The organism is Mycoplasma yeatsii GM274B, from assembly GCF_000875755.1.
GTDB classification, from domain to species: domain Bacteria; phylum Bacillota_I; class Bacilli_A; order Mycoplasmatales; family Mycoplasmataceae; genus Mycoplasma; species Mycoplasma yeatsii.
The window spans coordinates 191,509-215,206 of sequence record NZ_CP007520.1 but is presented as its reverse complement, the minus strand read 5'-3'; the positions used below and the strand labels follow the sequence as shown (position 1 = coordinate 215,206).

General features: G+C 25.7%; 16 protein-coding genes and 1 pseudogene. 2 read left to right on the top strand and 15 right to left on the bottom strand.

Going from position 1 to position 23,698, the window contains the following annotated elements:
* Nucleotides 1-3: 3 nt before the first annotated feature.
* Together MYE_RS00880 and MYE_RS03985 are read right to left on the bottom strand one after the other, a co-directional pair.
* The gene (locus MYE_RS00880) at nt 4-957 is read right to left on the bottom strand and encodes a glycosyltransferase (RefSeq protein ID WP_042733156.1); all 954 of its coding nucleotides are present in this window, start codon (nt 955-957) and stop codon (nt 4-6) included.
* A gap of 133 nt (nt 958-1,090) precedes the next feature.
* A complete protein-coding gene (locus tag MYE_RS03985) occupies nt 1,091-3,982 on the bottom strand; it encodes a BspA family leucine-rich repeat surface protein (protein ID WP_052491385.1) in 2,892 nt (963 codons plus the stop codon).
* A 36-nt stretch (nt 3,983-4,018) separates the two neighbouring features.
* Here MYE_RS03985 and MYE_RS04110 point away from each other — a divergent pair.
* Nucleotides 4,019-5,402 (top strand): annotated as a pseudogene (locus MYE_RS04110) (IS3 family transposase).
* Between the two features lie 107 nt (nt 5,403-5,509).
* On the opposite strand, the gene MYE_RS00860 reads toward MYE_RS04110, so the two are convergent.
* The 13 genes from MYE_RS00860 to mgtE all read right to left on the bottom strand — a co-directional run bounded on the left by MYE_RS00860 (nt 5,510) and on the right by mgtE (nt 21,934).
* Nucleotides 5,510-6,790 carry an IS3 family transposase gene (locus MYE_RS00860; RefSeq protein ID WP_042733154.1) on the bottom strand — a complete coding sequence of 427 codons (1,281 nt, stop codon included), beginning with the start codon at nt 6,788-6,790 and terminating at the stop codon, nt 5,510-5,512.
* Nucleotides 6,791-6,893: 103 nt separating this feature from the next.
* Nucleotides 6,894-8,258 carry an asparagine--tRNA ligase gene (gene asnS, locus MYE_RS00855; RefSeq protein ID WP_042733153.1) on the bottom strand — a complete coding sequence of 455 codons (1,365 nt, stop codon included), beginning with the start codon at nt 8,256-8,258 and terminating at the stop codon, nt 6,894-6,896.
* A 4-nt stretch (nt 8,259-8,262) separates the two neighbouring features.
* Entirely contained in the window at nt 8,263-9,108 is an 846-nt protein-coding gene (locus tag MYE_RS00850; RefSeq protein WP_042733152.1) for a Cof-type HAD-IIB family hydrolase, read from the bottom strand.
* Between the two features lie 10 nt (nt 9,109-9,118).
* Complete coding sequence (locus MYE_RS00845; RefSeq protein WP_042733151.1) at nt 9,119-10,258, bottom strand: alpha/beta hydrolase; 1,140 nt, start codon at nt 10,256-10,258, stop codon at nt 9,119-9,121.
* 37 nt (nt 10,259-10,295) lie between these two features.
* Complete coding sequence (gene tsaD / locus MYE_RS00840; RefSeq protein WP_042733150.1) at nt 10,296-11,252, bottom strand: tRNA (adenosine(37)-N6)-threonylcarbamoyltransferase complex transferase subunit TsaD; 957 nt, start codon at nt 11,250-11,252, stop codon at nt 10,296-10,298.
* 152 nt (nt 11,253-11,404) lie between these two features.
* The gene (locus MYE_RS00835; RefSeq protein ID WP_042733149.1) at nt 11,405-13,588 is read right to left on the bottom strand and encodes an MSC_0775 family lipoprotein; all 2,184 of its coding nucleotides are present in this window, start codon (nt 13,586-13,588) and stop codon (nt 11,405-11,407) included.
* Between the two features lie 15 nt (nt 13,589-13,603).
* The gene (locus tag MYE_RS00830) at nt 13,604-14,503 is read right to left on the bottom strand and encodes an MAG4940 family membrane protein (protein ID WP_042733148.1); all 900 of its coding nucleotides are present in this window, start codon (nt 14,501-14,503) and stop codon (nt 13,604-13,606) included.
* Between the two features lie 290 nt (nt 14,504-14,793).
* Nucleotides 14,794-16,956: a class 1b ribonucleoside-diphosphate reductase subunit alpha gene (gene nrdE / locus MYE_RS00825; RefSeq protein ID WP_042733147.1), complete on the bottom strand. Its 2,163-nt coding sequence runs from the start codon at nt 16,954-16,956 to the stop codon at nt 14,794-14,796.
* Nucleotides 16,946-17,416: a class Ib ribonucleoside-diphosphate reductase assembly flavoprotein NrdI gene (gene nrdI, locus MYE_RS00820; RefSeq protein WP_004428007.1), complete on the bottom strand. Its 471-nt coding sequence runs from the start codon at nt 17,414-17,416 to the stop codon at nt 16,946-16,948. Before nrdI ends, nrdE begins: the two co-directional genes overlap by 11 nt.
* 22 nt (nt 17,417-17,438) lie before the next feature.
* On the bottom strand, nt 17,439-18,458 hold the full coding sequence (gene nrdF / locus MYE_RS00815; RefSeq protein WP_042733146.1) for a class 1b ribonucleoside-diphosphate reductase subunit beta: 1,020 nt from the start codon (nt 18,456-18,458) through the stop codon (nt 17,439-17,441).
* A 378-nt stretch (nt 18,459-18,836) separates the two neighbouring features.
* Nucleotides 18,837-19,802, bottom strand: coding sequence for an alpha/beta hydrolase (locus MYE_RS00810; protein WP_042733145.1), 966 nt, complete (start codon nt 19,800-19,802; stop codon nt 18,837-18,839).
* A gap of 51 nt (nt 19,803-19,853) precedes the next feature.
* Nucleotides 19,854-20,522: a tRNA (guanosine(46)-N7)-methyltransferase TrmB gene (gene trmB / locus MYE_RS00805; RefSeq protein WP_042733144.1), complete on the bottom strand. Its 669-nt coding sequence runs from the start codon at nt 20,520-20,522 to the stop codon at nt 19,854-19,856.
* A 17-nt stretch (nt 20,523-20,539) separates the two neighbouring features.
* Nucleotides 20,540-21,934, bottom strand: a complete 1,395-nt coding sequence (gene mgtE / locus MYE_RS00800) for a magnesium transporter (protein WP_042733143.1) — start codon at nt 21,932-21,934, stop codon at nt 20,540-20,542.
* Between the two features lie 159 nt (nt 21,935-22,093).
* On the opposite strand from mgtE, the gene MYE_RS00795 reads away from it, so the two are divergent.
* Entirely contained in the window at nt 22,094-23,677 is a 1,584-nt protein-coding gene (locus MYE_RS00795) for a BspA family leucine-rich repeat surface protein (RefSeq protein ID WP_042733142.1), read from the top strand.
* Nucleotides 23,678-23,698 lie beyond the last annotated feature (21 nt).

Sequence of the window (23,698 nt, the reverse complement as noted above, 5' to 3'; positions counted from 1 at the left end):
ATATTATTTTATTTTGTTTAATTCTGAATCAATATGTTCATTAAACTTTTTAACTCTTTGTGAGAATTTCTCATCTTTATTTTCTAAAAATATTTTGTTAACTTTAATGAACTTATCAATTTTATTTTTAACTTTAAATTGACATTTGTTTAAAACGTTTTTATATAAAACTGCATCATCAAATAAACTAACTAAATTTAAGAAGTTATAACATAATTCATAATAATAAGCATAGTGTAATTCATCAGCTATTTGTTTATATTCACCTGTTGCTCTGAAATAATTCATAATATGTGGTCATTGGTTAATAATATCAAATGCTGAGTATTTCATAACTGATACTTTATGTTTAGTTAATACTTCATCAGTTGCAAAAAATGTTTTAGAATGTTTTAAAAATTCAAATGTGAATAAACTATCAAAACGAACTTTTGGTCTGAAACTAATTTTATTTTCTTTACATATTTGTGTTTTAAAAGCTTTAGAATAAATAATTCTTCTTATGTAAGCATAAACTTCTTTTTCATTTTCAAGATCATATAACTTATTTGTTTGTAATAATGTTTTAGCTGAAGTTTCTTCTAATAATCCATAATATTCTAAATCAAATTGGATCATATCTGGATTATGATTGTTTGAAATTTTTTCTATTTCATCAACAAAATTTTCAAAAATATGATCTCCTTCTTTAACAAAAACCATGTATTTTCCACTAGCTAATAGTTTTGAAATATTTCAATGTTGAGCAGTATCTTGCATTTTGCTGTTTTCGCTTATAATAATGTTTTGGTTTTGTTCGAATAACTCATTTAAATATTCTTTTTTTTCAGCATCTACTTTTGAATCAAATAGAATAATGATTTCAAAAGATTTGTTTTTTTGATTAAGTATAGAATCTACTGTTTTTTTTAATCTTTCTAAACTAGATTGTGAGCTTATAACAAATGATACTTGCATTTTTTACACCAACCTTTTACATTCAATATATATATTTTACACCATTATCAATAGTAATTATATTAGTTTAGTCTTATTAAATAAGATATGAAGAATATAGAAAAAATAGAGTTATAAACTCTATTTTTAATAATTATAAATTTAACAATTTTCTAATTGCTGCAGGAAGTTTGTCTCTCATAGATTCCAGTTTAGATCGTACCATAAAATTTTCTAAAAGTACCGGATCTGTTATTGTTACATTTCAGTTAGAAATGTCTTGGTTGAAAGATTCGGCATTATAAAACATAAAACCCATATCAGTTACATTTGAAGTGTCGAATTTATCTCCCAGAGGTTGGTTGAATGATCTAGCTCCTTGGAACATAATTCCCATATCAGTTACATTTGAAGTATAGAATTTATCTCCAAGAGATTGGTTGAAAGATTCAGCAAATTGGAACATAGCTACCATATTGGTTACTTTTGATGTATCAAATTTATCTCCTAAAGGTTGGTTGAATTTTGTGGTGCTATAAAACATTCCTCTCATATCAATTACGTTTGAAGTATCAAATTTATCTCCAAGAGATTGGTTGAAATTATTAGCATTACGGAACATTTCGTTCATATTAGTTACTTTTGAAGTATCAAATTTATCTCCTAAAGGTTGGTTGAAATTATTAGCATTACGGAACATTTCGTTCATATTAGTTACTTTTGAAGTATCGAATTTATCTCCAAGAGATTGGTTGAATGATCGAGCATCTCGGAACATAGTACTCATATTAGTTACTTTTGAAGTATCAAATTTGTCGCCTAGTGGTTGGTTGAAGTTATAAGCATGATTAAACATAAAATTCATACTTGTTACATTTTTAGTGTTGAATTTATCTCCAAGAGGTTGGTTGAAGTTTTCAGCATGATTAAACATATTAACCATATTAGTTACTTTTGAAGTATCGAATTTATCTCCAAGAGGTTGGTTGAAGTTTCTGGCAAAATTAAACATATATTCCATATTTGTTACATTTGAGGTGTTTCAGTTTCCTATGGATTGATTGAAGTTTATAGCATGACTAAACATAAAACTCATATCAGTTACATTTGAAGTATCTCAATTTTCCAATCCCGAAATTGTCGTGTTCCTATTTTCATTAAATGCCCTATGCAGACTAGATATAAATGTAGGTAAATTTGGTGGTACTTTTTTAGCAAAAGGGTCAACTCTTTCAATTTGTCATTTACCTCTTTCATTTTTAAAGAATCCAATTCTTGTTAATTGATTATCATCGGGTGAATAAATAGCTTTTAAACCAAACTCAACATTAATTGTTCCAATAGATTTTTTATTTTCTCTTCCTGTAATTGTTGCAGTATTTTCTCTGATTTCTATATTAAGATCATTTAAGCTTAAATTTGATTTATTTAGTTTATTTAATGCATCTAAGACAGATCTTTGATCATCATTATCTAATACACCTAGATATGTAAAAGTGATTGGTAATAATCTTAAATTCACATTAATTGATCCTTGATAATTTGGATGATTTTCAATTGTAATAGTTGCAGTGTTATTTGTAACTTCAACTTTTAAATTGTCTTTTGTAATGTTAAGTGGTCTTAATACTTGTTGATTTAATTCATAAAACCTATTTAAAACAGTTTCTTGATCATTATTGTTAAGATTATTTATTTCCTTTACGATATCTCCAATTTTATTGAAATCGTCCTTAATTGAAAAAGTAATTACAATTTGTCCTTTGAATTTAGGATTATTATCTTTAACTTTAACAGTTAATGAAGTATCTTGTATATCTCCAACAAATTCAAAATCTTGAGTAGTTAATCCTTGTAATTTTTCGCGGTTATTTGCAATAAATGAGTCAATAATTGCGTTTTTCTCTACTGAATCAAATATTCCAGCATTAGTATTTAATTCTAAACTTGCAATATCAGTTTTAACTGAATATGAAATTTCAACTGTACCTTGGAATGAATTATTGCTGTCTTTAACTTTGATTTTTAATTTTCCATTTCTATTTGAAACAACATCAAAACTTGCAACAGTAAATCCAGGAAGTTTTTGTTCGTTATCTTTAATAAATTTTTCAATGATTGTGTTTGAGTCATTTGAATTAAATGGTCCAGCATTAGTATTTAAATCTAAATTTGAAATGTCAGTTTTAAATTCCAGATTAACTTCAATTTCTCCTTGGTAGTTTTTATTACCAGTAAGAATAATTTTTGCAGTATTTTGATTAACTTCAACTTTTAATTGATCTTTATTAATTTTTACGTTTTCTTGATTGAATAAATTTCTATTTAATTCTAAGAATCTATTTAAAATAGTGTCATTACTATTATTTTCTAATCGGTCTAAGGTTGTTATTACTTGATCTAATGATGAAAATGGAGATTGATATTTAAATTCAACTTCTCCAGTATAATGAGTAGAATCAGATTTTGCTTTAACTACAATAGTTCGTGATTGTTGATTAATATTAATATCAAAATCTTTATTAAATTTTTCAAAGTTAAAATTTTGATCAAACTTATTATTTTGTAAAATATTTCTTCTAATTATTTCATCAATAATATTTTGTTCATTAACAACGATAAAAAGCCCAAGATCTTTATCCTCGTTTTTTACAAGAAAAGCGATATCTGGTTTATAGAATTTCAATTCCACTTCTCCTTTAACATCATCAGAATTGTTAGCAATGACTGTTGCACTAGCGGAATTTTTATTAAATACCATTGTTACATGTTCTGGTTTGATATCTATATTTGATTTTTTAGGAATTAAAATCTTGTTTATATGTTTTAGTATTTCTTCTTTATTTTCAATATATAAAATATCTAAGAAACGTTCTTTTTCAGATATATCTCTGCTTAGATCGATAAAATCTTTATTCTGTTCTTTTTTACTATGCAATAAACCTACAGTTACTCCGGTTATTGAGCCAAAAATAACTAATAATCCAGCAATAATTAATAGAATTTTGCTTTTACTTTTCTTTTTAGTTTCTACTTTTTTCTGCATAGTACCCCCTTGTCCGGACAAGGGGGTACTATATTTGTGGCGAAGTATTTATATGAGATTAAAAAGAGAGTCATAAAAGAATTGTTAAGTGGTAAAACTATTACTCAAGTGTCCAGAGAGTATGACATAAACATTAACACAATAGTTAATTGAAAGTGTCAATATCAATCTTTTGGTATTAGAGGTATTAGAAAAAGCAAGAATAAATCTATATACACTTCTGAGTTTAAAATTGCTGTTATAAAATATAAAAATGAAAATAATTTAAGTTTTTTAGAAACAGCAAAACATTTTAATATAAAGAATGCATCAACAATATCTTTGTGAGAAAGCAAATATTATAAACATGGTGTTGCTGGTATTTCTAAATTAATAGGAAATGCAGGAGATATTGATAACATGTCATCAGACAAAAAGAAACTATCAGAAACAGAAGCTGATAAGCTTTTAGAAGAAAATAAGAGATTACAACACGAACTAGAATTAGCACGAGCTGAGAACATGTATTTAAAAAAGTTGAGAGCTCTAATTCATTCAAAAACAAAGAAAAAGTAAAATCAATTTTAGAATTAGAGCACAACTGTCCGAACTTAAAAATATCTGATTGATTAAAAATTGCTAACATTAAAAAATCTACATTTTATGAATGAAAACAAAAACTAGAACAAAATATCGATAAAGACGATAAATACAAGGAAATTGCTTTAAAAATTGAAGAAATTTTCTACGATAATGACCGCGATTTTGGTCATAAACGCATACACTTTCAATTAAAACTACTAGGTTATAAAATCAGCAAAAAGAAAGTGTTACAAATAATGAAAGAAAATAGCTTAATTTCCATTTATAACGCTTCTAGACGACGAAAATACAGCTCTTACAAAGGAACGGTTGGAACTGTCGCTAATAACGTAATAAAAAGGGATTTTAAAGCTGATATACCATTCCTAAAAATATTTGGTGATCTAACTGAATTAAAGGTTGGTGAACATAAACTATATTTACAAATCTATAAAGATGCATTCAACAATCAAATCGTTGGTTACAGCTATGGAGCTAGACCAACCGTTGAGATGACAAATAGAGCACTTGACAATTTTATAGACAAGATAATTCCAGGTAAAACTATAATACATACCGATCAAGGAATTCATTACCAACATAGATCGTTTGTAGAAAAATTAGAAAAAGCAGGTGCTATTCAAAGTATGTCTAGAAAAGGAAACTGTCTGACAATTCACCTGCAGAAAATTTCTTTAGTATATTAAAAAGAGAAATGTTCTATAATAGAAAATACAAAAATATTGATCAAGTTATTGAGAAATTAAATTGATATATTTATTGATATAATAATAAAAGAATAAGCTTAAAACTAAGCGGACTAACACCTGTTGAATATACAAGACAGGTTACCGCTTAAAAAAGTCCGGATTTCGGGGTACCGAGCATTTTACTTTTTTTTTTTTTTTGCAAGCAAGGGGGGAGATGTATAAAAAATAAAAAATGATTGAAACCGGGACAAAATTATTAGACTAAATAGTTATGTTTATTATACACACCTCATAGTTCTTGAGGTGTTTTTCATTTGAATTTTTTTAATATTCTTTCATTGTTATATCACTCAATGAAATTTTTAATACATTCTTTTAGTTCACTAAAAGTCATTTCTTTTACTTTCTTTTCAAAGTTATAAAACATTTCTGATTTTAAAATTGAAAAGAAATATTCAGCTTCTCTATTGTCTAGAGAGTTACCTATTCTTGACATTGACACCACTCCACCTCGTTGCTTTATATACTCAAGATATTCATTCGATGAATATGTTACACCATGGTCTGTGTGAATAATAAAGTTTTTAGGAAATTTTGTTTTTCTAATGTGAGTCATAATTAAATTAGTGTCATTATATATGGATAAATTATAACTAACAATTTTCTTTGTTTTGTGATGAATTACGATAGATAAATAAACATGTCTTCCTTCTACATCTATTGGAGCAGGAATGTAACTAACATCACTTGCATAAATATCGTTTTGTAGTCCATTATAATCTCTATTAGCAATATTTGGATAATACACGTTAGTATTTTTTGATTCACGCTTTTTCTTGCACGTTGTTCTTACGTGACAGAAAAGACCTAATTTATTCATTGCTCTTCCTAGTGTTCTAGGGTTAATAATAATGCCATATGTCTTGAAAATATATGCTGATAGCCTTTCTCTACCATATCTTCCGTTTTGTTTTGCAAAAGCTTCTCTAATTATTTCTGCGTGTTCTATAACAGCTTCTTTCTTATCTTTTGATTGTTTCTTGATTTTGTAGTAAAAAGTTGATTTAGGTATTCCAAGAATTTTCATTATTTCCTTGTTAGAAATATTTTCTCCAAATTTTTTCTTAATTTTTTCTATCAGTTCATCTAGATTGTCAACCTTATTTTTCTTTAAAATATCTTCTTTAAAAAGGTCTGTTATTAACCATTCTAAAACTTCGCGATCAATCTCTTTAATCACTTCGTTTCTTTGTTTATCATATTCTTCTTTGTTCTTTCTAGGTCTACCTGATCCTTTACCTTTTTTAGGTGCTTTTCCTGTTTGTGATTCTTTTAGTTCCATACCTAAATTATAATCTTTATATTTTCTAGATAAATATCAGAAGGCTTCTTCTGAAAGTAAATAATTTTCAGAATTTCTAATTTTGCTATAAATATAACAAAATTCTTTTTTAGTAATATTTTGAGATAAATATTCTTTGTAGTGCTTAAATACTTCTAACCACTCACTTACACTTAGTTGCTTTCCTCTTTTCATAAATACTCCTTTTTTGAAAAAAAATAGACCCCCTAGGGGGTCTATCCCTTAGGGAGTCTAATAACTTTGTCCTACTCTCATTCTTAAGAATCATTTTTTATTATTAGAATAATAAGTTTCTTGGTGTTCTTGGGAAAGAGATAACATCTCTAATGTTTGACGCACCAGTAATGTACATAATTAGTCTTTCAAATCCTAATCCAAATCCAGCTGATTTGTAGTATCCGTATTGTCTTAAGTTGTTGTATCATTCTAATTGATCAACATCAACGTTCATTTCTTTACATCTTTGAACTAATTTTTCAAAGTTATCCTCACGTTGACTTCCTCCAACTAATTCACCAATTCCAGGAACTAGTAGATCAACTGCAGCAACTGTTTTACCATCATCATTTTGTTTCATGTAAAATGCTTTGATATCTTTTGGATAGTTTGTAACAAATGTTGGAGCTTTATTAACTTGTTCACAAATAAATCTTTCGTGTTCTGTTCCTAAATCTAAACCAAATTCAATGTTTGATTCTTCAAATTTGTGTCCGTTTGCTACAGCTTTTTTTAGAATTTCAATAGCTTCTGAATATGTTGTAACTTTGAATTCAGAATTTCTAACACTGTTTAATTTATCAATTAATCCTTGTTCTAAGTTTTTGTCACAGAATTCTAATTCTTCTGAGTTTTTTTCAAATACATAGTTAATTACATATTTAACCATATCTTGAATTAAAGCAATATTATCTTTTAAATCAGCAAATGCTACTTCAGGTTCAATCATTCAGAATTCAGCAGCGTGTTTTGCTGTGTTTGAGTTTTCAGCTCTAAATGTTGGTCCGAATGTATAAACTTTTCTAAATGCTTGAGCAAGAGCTTCGGCGTGTAATTGTCCTGAAACTGTTAAACTAGCTTTTTTACCAAAAAAGTCTTGTTCATAATTTCCATCTTCACGAGTTGTTACTAAGAATGCTTCACCAGCTCCTTCTGCATCATTTCCTGTAATTATCGGAGAATGTACTAAAACGAAGTTTTTTTCATTAAAGAATTTATTAATTGCAAAAGCAGCAGTTGAACGAATTCTAAAAATTGCATTAAATGTTTTTGTTTTTGCTCTTAAGTGTGAAATTTCACGTAAAAATTCTGTTGAGTGTTCTTTTTTTTGTAATGGATAATCTTCAATTGCTTGATCTAATAATTCAATTGATTCAGCTTGAATTTCAAAAGCTTGTTGATTATTTGGTGTTAAGATTAATTTTCCTGTAACTTCTACAATTGAACTAACTCTAGCATTTTGAGCGTCTTCATATCCTTTAATTTCAGGTTTATAAACAACTTGAACATCATTTAATGTAGTTCCGTCATTTAAAACCATAAATGAAACAGCTTTTCCTTGTCTGTTTGATCTAACTCTAGCTAAAACACTTACTTTGGTGTCAGCTAATTTTTCATATTGTTGAAATAGTTCTTTTAATTCCATAAATTTAGTCCTCCAATATATATTTTTTGATAAATTTACCAACACCACCATTTAGATTAGTATCAGTAATGTATTTTGCTTTATGTTTAATTTCATCAACTGCATTACCAACAGCAACACAATTAGGAATTTTTTCAAACATGCTTATATCGTTTATATTATCACCAAAAATAGCAATTTCGTCTTTTTTTATGTTTAAAATTTCAGCCATTTTTTCAATTGCATTTCCTTTAGTAGCTGTTAAGTTAGTAAATTCATAAATAGGTGTAGTTTCAATATCACTTTTCATAAACGTTAGATATTGATTCATATTTTCTTGAGTAAATCAATTTTGTAATTCTTGTTCTTTTTCTTGTTCAACAAAACTCATAATTTGAACAACATTTTTAAACTCAAAATCTGTTTTTGTTGAACATATTGTTTTGTTAAATCTTTCAAATCAATTTCTTTTATTCATACTTTCAACTGTAAAAGGAATATTGTTTCAATAAACATCATTAATAGTTGCAGTAAAAATAACAGCGCAAATATTTAATTCAGTTAATTTTTTAACAACTTTATTTACAATATCACTTTCAATTGAATTTATATAAATTGGATCAAATTCACTAACTTTTGAAATAAGTGATCCATTAGATAAAACAAATAAATCAATGTGATCTGCTATATTAAATAAATCTGCTCTTGATTTTGCTGATATGTAAGGTTGACCGGTTGCTATAGTTGTATAAACACCTTTTTGATTTGCTTGTTTAAAAACTTCAACATCAAGATTGTTTGCTAGTTTTCCATGTTCTAAAACCGTTCCATCCAAATCAGTTACAATTAACTTAATATTTTTTAATGACATATAACACCTCTTATTCTTTTTCTTCTTTGAAATAAAAAGTTGATATTTCTAAACTTTCATTAAAATTATTTTCAATAATTTTATCAGCAATACCTAGTTTTTCTAGTGCTTTTTTAGTGGCGTTATCATCATTTATAATTTTATTTTCAAATTTTAATCATCTATAAATTGTTTGACTGTAGTGTTCTTTTAATGAAGTACAATGTCCAGAAAAGTTATAGATTAAAAGTTCATCATTTTTTATAGTTCTAGATCTGTTAATAAACAATCTTGTTGTATCACTTGAAGAAGTGTATCGGTCATTATTACCATGAATAAATAAAATAGGAATTTGAGCAGGTTTAACATTTTCTTTTTCATATTTATCAAAAATATTCATTTCTGTTCAATCATATAAAGTTGCTTTTTCTTGTGATTTTAAAATATCAGTAATTATTTTACTGTCAATTTTTTTATTAAAAAATCTTCTAATTCTTGTTCTTCAAATTTTAGATAACAATGTTTCAATTGAACCATAAGCTGATTCACTAATTGCAAATTTAACTTTATGTTTTTTTAAAAATTCTTGTTGAGTAACTGTTAAATAATTAATTATATAAGCACCCATACTCATACCTAATAACCCTATAGTTTGAGGTTTTTCATTATCAGTTAAATATTTAATTGCTGCAAGTAAATCTCGGCTTTCTAATAATCCTAAAGTTATAAGATCAGTTGAATCAGATTCACCATGATTTCTAAAATCAAAAACTAAAACATTATATCCAAGTTCAATAAAAGGTTTAGCTCAATATAAACTTCAATATTTATGTCCTGTAAATCAATGACAACCTATAATTCATTTTTTAGAATTAGGATCAGTTATATATTTTAATCCACTGATTACAACACCATCTTCAGTTTCAAATCTAATCGGAGCCATATTATCATCAATTTCAAAAGTTAATTGAGGTTTTTTAAAATACAGTTTCATGATTTTATTCATTTTACTGATTTCAGGATTCATATAAATGTATTTTCTTTTTTTATTTTTTCTAAAAAATACTGATTTTTCTAATAAAGTATAAAACTCAATAAAAGACTTATTTAAAGCTTTAAAATTTTTATCTCCTGCTTTTCTTAATATTTTTCTTCTTTCTTTACTCTTCATATATTCACCTACTTACTAGTTTAAAGTTAATGTGTGATTAATTTTGTTTATTAATTAATTTTTCATAAGCTAATTTAGCCATCATCGCAGCATTATCTGTACAATAACTCATTTTAGGAACAAAAGTGTTTTTTATATTATATTTTTCTCCTAGTTCTAAAATTATTTTTCTAACTTGACTATTAGCACTAACTCCACCAGCAACAGTTAATGTTTTAGGTTTAAATTCTATAATAGCTTTTTCAAGTTTTTTTTCTATAATACTTGTTGCTGCATGTTGAAAGCTTGCTGCAAAATCTTCTAAATTTATTTTTTGATTTTTTTGTTTTAAATTATGAATTAAATTTATACATGCTGTTTTTAATCCTGAATAAGAAAAGTCATATGAATTATCGTTTTTAGCTATTGGTAAATTATAAGCGTTTTTATTACCTTTGATAGCTAATTTATCTAACACCGGACCACCTGGATAAGATAATCCTAAAACTCTAGCTACTTTATCATAACACTCACCAATTGCATCATCAGAAGTAGATCCTATTATTTGAAAATCAAATGGAGAATTAACTAATTCAATTTGAGTGTGACCTCCTGAAACTACCATTGCTAGTACTGGATAAACAAATTCATGTTCAATGCTTGCTCCATAAATATGACCTTGAATATGATCTAAAGCTAATATCGGTTTATTAATATATAAACTAATTGTTTCAGCTACTAATTTTCCAATAATTAAAGAACCAATTAATCCAGGTTTTTGAGTGTATGATACATAATCAATTTCATCTATATTTATATTTGCTTCTTTAATTGCTGCTTCTAATACTCAATTTAAATTTTGAACATGTAATCTTGCAGCTAATTCTGGAACAACTCCACCAAATTCTTGATGATTTTTAATTTGAGATGAAATTATATTTGTTAGTATTTTTCCATTATCAATAATTGATATAGAAAATTCATCACAACTTGATTCAATAGCTAAAATTTTCATAAAACTCTCCTTTATTTGTCTAAGTATATATTAATATAATCATAAATAATTTTATTTCATCTTTATATATAGTAAATAGAAAAAGATTTAAATTTAAAATATAAAAACTCACAAATATATTTGTGAGTTTAATAATTTTATGTTGTTAATTATTAAGTTATGTTATTAGCTTTTCTAACATCAAATGAAACAGTTTTATCATCTCTTAGTCTGTAAACTAAGTTAGGGTTTGCATAACCTTTAGTTTTTTCATAATTAGCCATACTTGAACCATTAACGTACGCTGGTATTTCATCTTTAATTATTATATCTTTATTGGTGTCTGGATCTTTGATTTCTTTTCCTGTAATTGGATCTACTTGTTTAACTGGTGTTGGTGTTTTAGTTTCAACTCCAACATTACCTAAAGTACCTCATTGAACTTTATCACCCACGATACGGTGATATGATGATATTCTTCTATCATCTAGTGCAACTGATTGTGTTTTTGTTGAAAAGTAGTTTTGAGATAAATAATTTTCTCTTCTTGTATATAGGTTTACGTGAGCGTGACTCATTCAACCACCATTTGAAGAGTTATCTCCTAAAAATCCAATAACTGTATTTTTCTTAACTTCAAAAGGATTTGTCGGAGTTATACTATTAACTACTTTAATAACTCTTTCTCTACCAAGCTCTATAGTTTGAGCATTTCATCCTAAATTACGATTATTTAATGTTGTTGCAGCATCTAGATGTAAAAATGATATATATATATCTTTATTATTACCGTTCAATTGAGTTTCTATTTGTTTTGGTGATCAATCTAAATTCTTAACAGGTATTTTAGCAACTAAAACAGTTCCTACTCCAGCAAATGGAGTGTTAGTAGTTAATTCATAAGCAGCTATAATATGACCGTCATAAGGCATTAAAACAGGTTGGAAATCGTTTGCTAAATAGTCTTCTCCAATATGCATGTAAATAGGTGTTTTCATTTTTTCACCATAAAATCCTCTAGATCTTCCATAACCTCCTGAAAATAGCTCGGAATTAAATTGTCTAAAGAAATCTTTATTAATTGATTTTAGATTTTCTTGAGTTAGTTGTTCGGTAGCAAAATTTGGAGAACTAATATTTTGTTTTACGAATTCTTCTTCATATAGATTTGCATATTTTTTAACACCAATTGATCTGTTTAATGTGATTTGTTTATTTGATTTTGTTAATACATCTAAAACAAGGTTAGCATTTCTATAATTAGTTCCTTTGTTTATTTGTAATATATTAACTTTTTCAAATTTGTCTTTATCAAATCTAACATTTAATTTATCTTTAGAAATACCTGAAAAGTCAGTATTTAATTCACCAAATTTAATAGTATTAATCTTAATCATGTCATTTAATTTTAAATTGATTCAGAATTCATCATTATCATCAAATTTAAATTTAATGAATTTAGTTACTCCTGTTTCTGCTTTTTGGTTACCTTTGTCTATTTCTCTAACAGCTAATCTAACTTTTAGATAACCTTCATCGAATTCTAAATTAGAGTCTGAAAAGTCAACATCAACAATTGTTGATTTAAATTCTAAATTTTCATCTTTAAATTCGTCTTTTAGTTTGTTAAATTCTTCAATTTTAACTTTAAAGATTGATTCTAATTGTTTAGAACTTAATTCATGAATTCCTCACTCATCAATAGATGATTTAATATCATCTGACATAGCTACACTACTAATTTCTGCACTAAATTTAGAGTCATCTAATGTTTGTAATTTTTCATAAATTGGTTTTAATTTTGTAGTATCAATTCTTTCAAAGCCACTTGCTTTAACATTTTTCAGTCTAAAGTTAATTGTTTGTTCAGAAAATAAACCATCAGCAAAAGGTGAATATATTGCTTTTTTATGACTTTCTAAATCACGTCTCACTCTTACTGGAAATATTACATCAAAGTTGTTAGCAAAATCTCTGATTATATTTGTATAATCAACTTCAAATTTTAATTCATTTACATAATTATCTGATAAGTTAAATTTGTCTTTAACGATTTCTTTAAATCTGTTTTCATCAAATTTTATATATTTAGCAGCATAGTTGTTTTTCATAATATTTAAAAATTCAACTGTTTGACCACTAGCTTCTGGATGAGTGAATTTTACCAATTCTTCATTATGATCGTGCTTTTCAAAATACTCTTTTATTTCAGATAAAATATTAATTTGATTTAATTGTTCTGCTTCAGTCAATGTGTTTTTAAATGTTGGTCCATAACAAGAAACAACAGCTAAAGCAGAAGGTATTATAACCGTACTAGATAATAATGGTAAAAATAACTTTTTTAATAACTTCATATCTATAATACCTTTCTATGCAACTGAAATAACTACTCCTGTTTGGATTTTAATTAATATACATATAAATCCTATTACTATAGGAATAACTATAGAAAAAATAACTACTAATAATAGTTTTAATAATTCTGTTAGAAAACCTTTTAACTCTTGTTTTTTAACTTCTTTGTCTAATAAAACAAAGTTAATTGTTTTAAAAACAATATCTAATATTGGGAAAAATAAGTGGAATGAAAAGTATTCAAAAAATGATGATATGAATAAAATTACTCATATAACAAATAACTCAATTAAAAGAATTTCAAACATATCAATTTTATAAATACCAATATCAATCATTGAAATTAAAGGCATTATAATGATTAAAGAAGTTATGAAAATAAATTCTTTAATACTGAACGCTAATGTTGAAAGTTCACTTTTTGTTTCAAAAAATGACTTGATTGTAGTTTGTTGTAATAATTCATACTCAGCTTTATTTTTATTAGTTCTTTTTATTGCATAAAAGAATCCTAAGAATACAACAAAACCTAAAATTCCTCCAATTAATTGTCCAGCAAATATATAAGGAATACCTTTAGTTAACATACTACCTGTAAGTCCTGATAGCTCTTGTCCTGATTTTCCAAATCCTATAAATACAGATTTAAATAAAACAATCATAGGATTTAAAAATGGTGCAATAGCAGTTTTAGAAAGAATACTTGCGAAAGCATAAGGTAAGAAAAACGCTAATGCTGTTGCTAAAGTAAATCCTACTGATAAAAATAATTTATTATTATGTTTTTTTAAAATTATTGATAGTAACTTAATTGCAAATACAAAAAATATTAGTAAAAATACTCCAATAATTTCAAATGTAAATACTGTGCCATTAAAATAAGTTCTTAAGGCCTCTCCTGGTGTATTTTTCATGTTAAATATATCACCCCTGTTTATCTATTTTATATATTTTATTCTTGTCTAAATAAGGGCATTTTATAAATAGAAACGTTTAGCCGCGCATGCATTATCATGATCTGCTAATAGGTATAATCTCAGCCTTTTACAGCACCCTTATTTCTTTAATATTATAACAACTGTTTAGAAATACTATCCCTATTTTTAAAATAGTTCAAATATTACTAAAATAGTATATTTCTTAAACGTTTTAACCTAAAAATAAAATAATAAAAAGTGCAATTTCTATTGCACTTTTGTGTTTGTTAAATTTTACATGCGTCACATTCGTAGTTTTCGCTATCTTCTAATACATCTTGACGAATTCGTACATAATAAATTGATGCACAACCTTGTTTAAATGCATTAACATAAGCACGGTTTAGATCTCTTGTTGTTGCTTTATCAGTCATAAATAATGTTAATGATATTGCTTGATCAACGTGTTGTTGAGCAGCTGCTACAATGTTAATAATTGGATCTGGTCCCATTTCATATGCTCCAATTGCATAATAAGCCATATTATCAAAATTAATTTCATATGCAGGAACATAAACTCTACCTAGTTTTCCTTCTTTTCTAACTTCAACAGTTGAAACAACAGGTTGAAGTGATGGAGTACATGAACTTAAATAACTAATTGATCCAGTAGGAGCAACTGCCATTAAGTGAGAGTTTGCTAATCCAGTTTGTTTAATTTTTTCTACTAATTCAATTCATTGTTGTTGAGTAGGAATTTCTACATCATATTTACTAAATAATTCTTTAACTTTTGCAGTTGCTGGAGTTCATTTGCCAGGTTCGCATTTTGTATATTTATCAAATCAAGAACCATCTGCGAATCTTGATTCATCAAATGAACTAAATTTTCCAAATTCTTCAGCTAATTTATTTGATGCTTTAAATGCATTATAAGCAACTGTATAGAAGAACATGTTTGTGAAATCAACCGCTTCAGGTGAATTATACATAACTGAGTTTGTAGCTAAAAATCCATGTAAGTTCATAGCCCCTAATCCAACAGCATGATTATTTGCATTACCATTTTTAATTGATGGTGCACAATCTAGATCAGAATTTCTTGAAACAACATCTAATGCAGTAATTGCAGTGTAAACAGCTTTTCCAAATTCTTTTCCAGATTTCATCATTTTATCGATATTTAAACTTCCTAAGTTACAACAAATATCTTCACCTATTTTTGTAAATGATAAATCTTGTTCATATTCACTTGCTGTACTTACTTGAACAATTTCACTACATAAGTTACTCATAATAATTCTTCCTTTTTTATCATGAGCATTTCTTCTGTTTACTGTATCTTCAAATAAAATGTATGGATATCCACTTTCAAAATGTAATTCAGCAATTGTTAAGAATAATTTTCTTGCACTAATAAAAGTTTTTTTAATGCTTGGGTTTTCTAACATTTCATAGTATTTTTCAGTAATCGAAATATCTGATAATGGTTTACCATAAACTTTTTTAACATCATAAGGGCTAAATAAAGCCATATCTTTATTTTCTTTAGCTAATTCAAAAGTAATATCTGGAATAACCACTCCTAAAGATAGAGATTTAATTCTGATTTTTTCATCAGCATTTTCTCTTTTAGTATCTAAAAATGAAATGATGTCTGGATGGTGTGCTGAAATATAAACAGCTCCAGCTCCTTGACGTTGTCCTAATTGATCTGCATAAGTAAATGAATCTTCTAAAATCTTCATTACAGGAATTGGTCCACTACTTAATCCATCAATATTTTTAATAGGTGATCCAGTTTCACGTAAATTTGTTAAACAGATTGCAACTCCTCCACCTCTTTTTGAAAGTTGAAGTGATGTTGAAATAGTTCTACAAATTGATTCCATGTTATCTTCACATCTTAATAAATAACACGAAACATATTCTCCTCTATGTTTTTTACCTGCATTTAAAAATGTTGGTGTTGCTGGTTGGAAACGTCCTAGCATAATATTTTTTAAAATATCTTTTGCTTTTTCATAATTACCGTTTCCTAAAAATAAAGCATTCATTAATGCACGATCAGAATATGACTCTAAATATTTTTCACTATCAAAAGTTTTTAAAGCGTATGCATTAAAGAATTTTAATGCACCCATAAAACTTGGAAATGAATGATTGAATGATTTAGCATATTCGTCTAACTCTTCAATTTGTTTAAAATCATATTTATCTATTATTTCTTTATCGTAATAATTATTTTCAACTAAATATCCTATTCTTTGTCTTAAATTATCAAACTTCATCATTCTTGGTTCGATGTGATTTGTAATATATGATTTTGCAGCTTCTACATCTAATTTAAAGTTATCTTGACCTGGAGAAAACAATTTAGATCTAGCATTTAATTTAATATAGTTATCATTAGTATTATCTAAGATATGTAGGTCTTTATTATCTTTCATTATTTCCATCCTCTCAGAATTTATTTAATATTTTTGTAATTTCACTTACATCATGTTGTGTTCCTAATAATTCAAATTGGTATAAAAATGGAACGTTTAATTTTTTTGAAATAATTGGTCCTGCAATACCAAAAGTATCTCCAAAATTACTATTTCCTGAAGCAATAACTCCTCTGCAGTATTTTCTATTTTCAGGATTATTTAAAAATTTAATAACTTGTTTTGGAACTGCTCCTTCTAAATGTTCTCCTCCACCACTATATGTTGGTGTACATAAAACATAATCTTTATCAACAGAAATAGCTTGTTCTATTTCATATGGGATTCTTGCATTATCAATACCTAATTTTTGTATAAATCTATGAGTATTATTTGATATTGATGAAAAATAAACAACGAATGGTGCTCCTTTTGGTTTAATAACATCACTAGCACTAACTTTTTTTACATTTTCATGCATAATCCTATCCCCCTAAATATATCTAAAATTCTCAGTCTTCGTCTTCAGTTTCAACAGAAACTCCCATAACATATGATGATCCGTTTCCTGAGAAGAAATCATGATTTTCATCAGCTCTAGCTGATAATTGGTTAAAGATTTCAGGTTCAATTCTTGTTTCTTCTTCACTAAATGGTGAATCATATCCTAAGTTTTGTAAGAATTTTCCTGCGTTGTAAACACTAAATCTAATAGCATCATCAACTATACCAAATCCATCATATAATTCTTTTAAATATTCAGTTTCTAAGTCAATTAATTCATATAGTAAATCAAAAACGAATTTTTTCATTTCTTCTTGTTTTTCAGGTGATAATTTAGCAACTTTTTTCTGATATTTATAACCACTATAGTAATTATGAATAACTTTATCTCTTAAAATTAATCTAACAATATCAGAAGTGTTTGGTAATTTACCTCTAGCTGATAAATAGAATGGTAAGTAGAATCCTCCATATAATAAGAATCCTGGCATTAAAGCGGCAGCAACTTTAGATTTTAGTGGGTCATTTCCTGCATAATATGGAATTAAAGCTTTTGCTCTTTTTTGTAGTGATTCAGTTTTAACTACTCATTCATGAGCTTCTTCAATTTGTTCACTTGAACATAATGTTGAAAATATTGTTCCATAACTTCTTGCGTGAACTGCAACCATAAAAGCAAAGTTAGCATAAATTACTTGTTCGTGATCTGTTAATGAATTATCAATTTGTGTAACATCTCCAACTGTTGCTTGAACTGTATCTAATAAAGTTAACCCTGTAAATGTTCTAGTAATTAATTGTTGTCATTCAGGAGTCAATCCTCTTCATGAACTTAAATCATTTGAAACTGGAATTTTTTCTGGCAATCAAAAGTTTTGTGTAATTCTGTTTCAAACTTCTAAGTCTTTTTCATCATTAATTACATTTCAGTTTACAGATCTTAAGTTACCTTTAAAACCTTGTTGGATAAATTCGGTTGGACTTACTGATTCATTATAGTATTTTTGTTCTTTTGACATAAATATCATCTTCCCCTAAACTATCTTATTTTTAACCTTTTTAAAAGTTGTCTTTCTTAATTATAATTTCTTTAAATTAGAAAACTTAAAAAATGTAATGAAAAATTTTTCATTAAAATTAAAACTTTTTATATAAAAAATAATTAGTTAAAAGGTATTTATTTTATTTATTTTTATGTTATATATAAGAAATTATTTATTTTGAAAAACTATCAATTAAACAAAAAAAGAACTCTATAAAGAGTTCTAATTCAGTTCTGTTTATCATTACGCCAGGTCATAAATTAGTAGGCAGGGCCGGTAAGAACTAAAACCACCAATCTAGTAAATAATATAATTTACATTATTAATCTATCACAAAAAATTATTATTATCTATTTATAAAGAATGTTTTTTAATAAATTCTTTAACTTTAATATGATATTGATCTGCATAATCTGCAATAACTCTAACATGTTCACTATTTTCAGGAGTTCAAATTTCAGTTATATCTTTATTTGATTTTTCATACATTTCAACACTCATTAAATAATTAATAAAAGTATCACCTTTAGAATGAATATAAAATATTGGAGTTGTAACCTGATTCATATTTTTTAATAAATCATATTGTTTAATATCTTTATTTACATGTTTATTAAATTTTGATCCAACAAATAAACTAGTTTGTCATCAGTTTTTTTCTAATCTAGTTGACATGTATCATCTAAATTGACGAACTAAATTTGAAAAACCACAATCAGCGACAATTCAATTAATATCTTTTTTATATTTACCAATTTGAGCATATAAAACTGAAGTTGATGCTCCCATACTATTTCCAATTAATCCTATATGAGTGGCTTTATTTTGTTTTAAAAATTCAATAACAGTATCTAACATTTCTATTGTACTAAACCCAACATCAGTATTTTTACCATAACTTCGTCCATGAGCAAATTGATCAAAAGTTAAAATATTATAACCATCATTTAAAAAATGTTGAACAAGTCTTAAGGCTAAATATTTATTTTCAGTTCAACCGTGTAATCCGATTACTCATTTTTTAGAATTTTTATTTTCTATTTTTAAACAACTAATATTACCTTTATCATTAGATAATTCAAACTCTTTGATTTGATCTTTATCAATTAAAAAATCTTTAATATTTTTATCTTTAAGATCTTTAACATGTTCATTATATGTATTAGTAAAATCATCAAATCTTTTATATGTTAAACAAAAATGAATGAATCTTTTAATATATTTATTTTGTTTTGTAATTTGAAATATATAAATAAAAATAAAATAAAATGCTATTTTAAAAAAGTTATTTTTATTAACTGAACAAACTTTATTTTTCATTTGTCCTCCTTATTAATATTGATATTAAAAAAGAGTTTAAAACTCTTAAATTTATTTTAAATTTTTAATAACTATTTTGTTAATATTTTTTCCTAAACTATGAAATTTTGTTTCATATTCAGTTGCAATATTATCTTTTATCATTTCTTGATCTTTATATAAATCATTAGTTTTATAAATAATTTCTCACTTATTAGTTTGACTTAGTTGTTCTAAACTAAATTCATATAATAAATCATTATCACTTTTAAACTCTAAAATCCCATCTTTTTTAAGTATTTTAGAATATCGATCTAAAAATGTAATAAATGTTAAACGTTTTTTAGCGTGTCTTTTTTTAGGTCATGGATCTGAAAAGTTTAAATAAATTTTTGAAATAGAATCATCATCAAACATTTCAGTTAAATCTTCAGCAAAATCATTAAAATATTTTAAATTATTCATTTGTTGATTATTTTGTTCAAAAACTTTTAAACTCTTTTTTAAAGCCACTCCAACAACTGTTGTTTCTTTTTCCATACCAATAAAATTAATATCACTATTTTTTAAAGCTAAAGTAGTTATAAACTGACCTTTACCGCATCCTATTTCAAGATGAACATCATTATTGTTATTAAATTCTTTATTTAAATCTAAACGATTTGGTTTATTAAAATGTATTAAATTATTTTTGTGAATTTCTAAAAAATCTTTTGTTCACGGTTTATTTCTTAAACGCATATTTTCTCCTTACTAGTTTATATAAATAATATACCAACACCTAAAAATATAACAACAGTAATAATATCAACAACTATAGTTAATAATGGAAGTGAAACTGATGAAGAATCTTTACCTAACTTATTTATGATTAAAGGTAATATTAAAGCTAATAAATTTGAAATTAAAATAGTAATAACAATTCCAACACTAGCTATTATGATGCTTTTTCAAATATAAATATTACTAAAATCTGATTTGTATTCAATTAAATAAACACACATCATTCTTATAAAGTTAATCACAACAAGAATTATTGCAAGCATTATTGAAACAATTATTTCTTTGAAAAAGATCGTTTTAATTTCTTTTTTATGTAATTGTTGTAAACTAATAGCTCTTCCTGTTATTAATAAAGTTTGATTAGCTGAACAAGCAACTACTCCTGAAATTATTAATGTTAAAGGAACTAACATTAATAATAATTGACTATTAGCTGTAGGATTATATTTATTAAATATGACAATCATTAAAATATTTGTAATAAATCCTAGTACTAGCATTATTAGTAAAGATAAACTTCTCGATCTAAACATTTGTCAAATTGAAGTTTCAAAATAATTTGTTTCTGTTGTTTTAATACCACTATATTTATGAATATCTTCATTAGTTTCTTCAATCAATACATCAATCACATCATCAACTGTAATAATACCTACTAAAATATTGTTATCATCAACTACTGGTAAAGTATTAATATCATATTTTTTAAACATAATAGCAGCTTCTTCTTGAGATTGGTTAGAATTAATTGAAATTATTTTTCTATTCATAAATTCACCAATTTTAGTATTATTATCATTTAAAATTAGATCTTTAACTTCAATGCTTCCAATTAATTGACCTATTTTATTAACAACAAACACATCATCGATTTCATCATATTCTTCATGATTTTTTTTAATTTCATTTATTGTTTTAGATACAGTTTTAGTTTCTCTAACTGATAGAAAATCAACACTCATAATACTTCCAGCAGTATAATCATCATATTTTAAAATATTTAATAATTCTTTTCTTTGTTCAATTGAAGCAGCATCAAATACTTTTCTAACAATTTCAGTTTCCATATCTTCAATAGCATCAATAATATCATCAGAATAAAGTTCATTAACTAGTTTTTTTAATTTAGTTATATTTAAATTTTTTAATATATATTCTCTTAGATCATAAGATAAATAATTAAAGATTAAACTCGATTGTGATACTTTAATTTTTTTAAAAATTTCAAATGCTATTTTTTCTTGGATATGATTTAAAACTTCAGCAAAATCTGCAGGTTGTGTTTCTTCAGCAAGATTAATTATTTCTTGAGTTTTTTTATCATTGTAAAGATTAATTATTTGTTGTTCTAAATACGTGTGATCTATCATTTTTAACTCCTATGATTTATTTTTTTTATTTTAAAATAAATAGTTTTTTTGTAATTTGATAGTTTAATTTTATCAAATTTAAAATACTATGCATGCACTGCGTAATTCGCTTGATTTTTTTTTTTTTTTATAAAGTAATTTTATAGAAGGTGAAAGTTTATGAAATGAAATAAAAAATTAGTTTCAATAATTTCAAGTATATTTATTACTGGTTCAGGAGTAGCGGTTGGGGTTGGTTTTTGACATATTAGATCAAATAAAACAAATAAAAAGAGTTTAGATAAACTGATTACTATAACTAATTTAGAAACAATTGATAATAATAAAAGAGAAAATTTAATTGAATTAATTAGACAAAAAAATCCAAATGTTAATCTTGATTTTGATAAATTAGATTTAGATATTCAAACTGATAAGGTTATTGTTAAACCTAAAGTTGGAGATAAAACTTATAAAGGTGAAGTTGAATTATCATTTAAACTAAGTGTTGAATTATCTAGTTTAATTACCGAAACTAACTTAGGAATAATTGATGAATCAGAAAATACTGATCAAATTTTATTACAACTAGTGAAAGAAAAAAATCCTAATTTAGATATCAATAAAGTAGATATAGTACGTCAAGAAAATAAAGTTTTTATTAAAGCTAAAAGTAAGGATAAAACCTATAAAGGAATTGTTGAAGTTTTCTTTGCATTATCTATTGATTTATCTAATTTAATTAAAGATAAAAACTTAGGAACAATTGAAAAACTACAATTAACAGAAGAGAAAATAATTGAATTAATTAGACAAAAAAATCCTAGTGTTGAAATTGATTTTTCGAAACTACATTTAGTAATTAATGAACAAGAAGGTAAAGTAACAATCAAACCTAAAACCGGAGATAAAACTTATAAGAGACAAGTAAATTTAAAATTTGATTTATTTACTGAAAATGATACAAAAATTATCCAACAAATAAAATCAATCTGAAATACTGAATTTAAAAACAGATTTAGAGCAAATAGAGATAACGTGTTGGGTAGAGATAAAGCACATAGATTCTTTTTTGAAAGATTAGTCAAACATAAATTAAGTATTAAAGATATTAAATTTATTGGTTCGACTATAAATGATTCGAATAAGATAATATTTAAATTTATCTATAAAAACTACACTAATATAGAATTAGATGGGGGCACAATTAATACGAAACCATTAACTGAATACCATCAGTACAAAGGTAATGAAGTTACTAAAATAGGTTACTACATTAGTAATATCGGATTTACAATAGGACAATTTAAACCCACAACTAACAAGGTACCGAGTCAATTACCTGATATTATTAACGATCTATCTAATGCATTCTCAGGGAATAAAAATAAAGAAATAAAAGGTCTTGAAAATTGAGATACTTCAAATGTAATCAATATGTTTGGGACTTTCGCTTTTACAGATCATTTTAATCAAGATATAAGTACAAGAGAGGTTATGGGAGGAGCTTATAAATACGTTGCTTGAAATGTTTCAAATGTATTAAATATGAGAGCTATGTTCCGTAGTGCTCAAGAATTTAACCAAAATATATCAAACTGAGATACTTCTAAAGTAATTGATATGAGAGAAATGTTTTCTGTAGCTTGAGACTTTAATCAAGATATAAGCAGATGAAATGTAGATAAAGTTGTTTTCTATGATGATTTTAATGAATTTGGTCAATTAAAACCTGAATTTTTACCAGAGAAATTTAGAAAGTAATCTTATACAAAAAAATAGCAT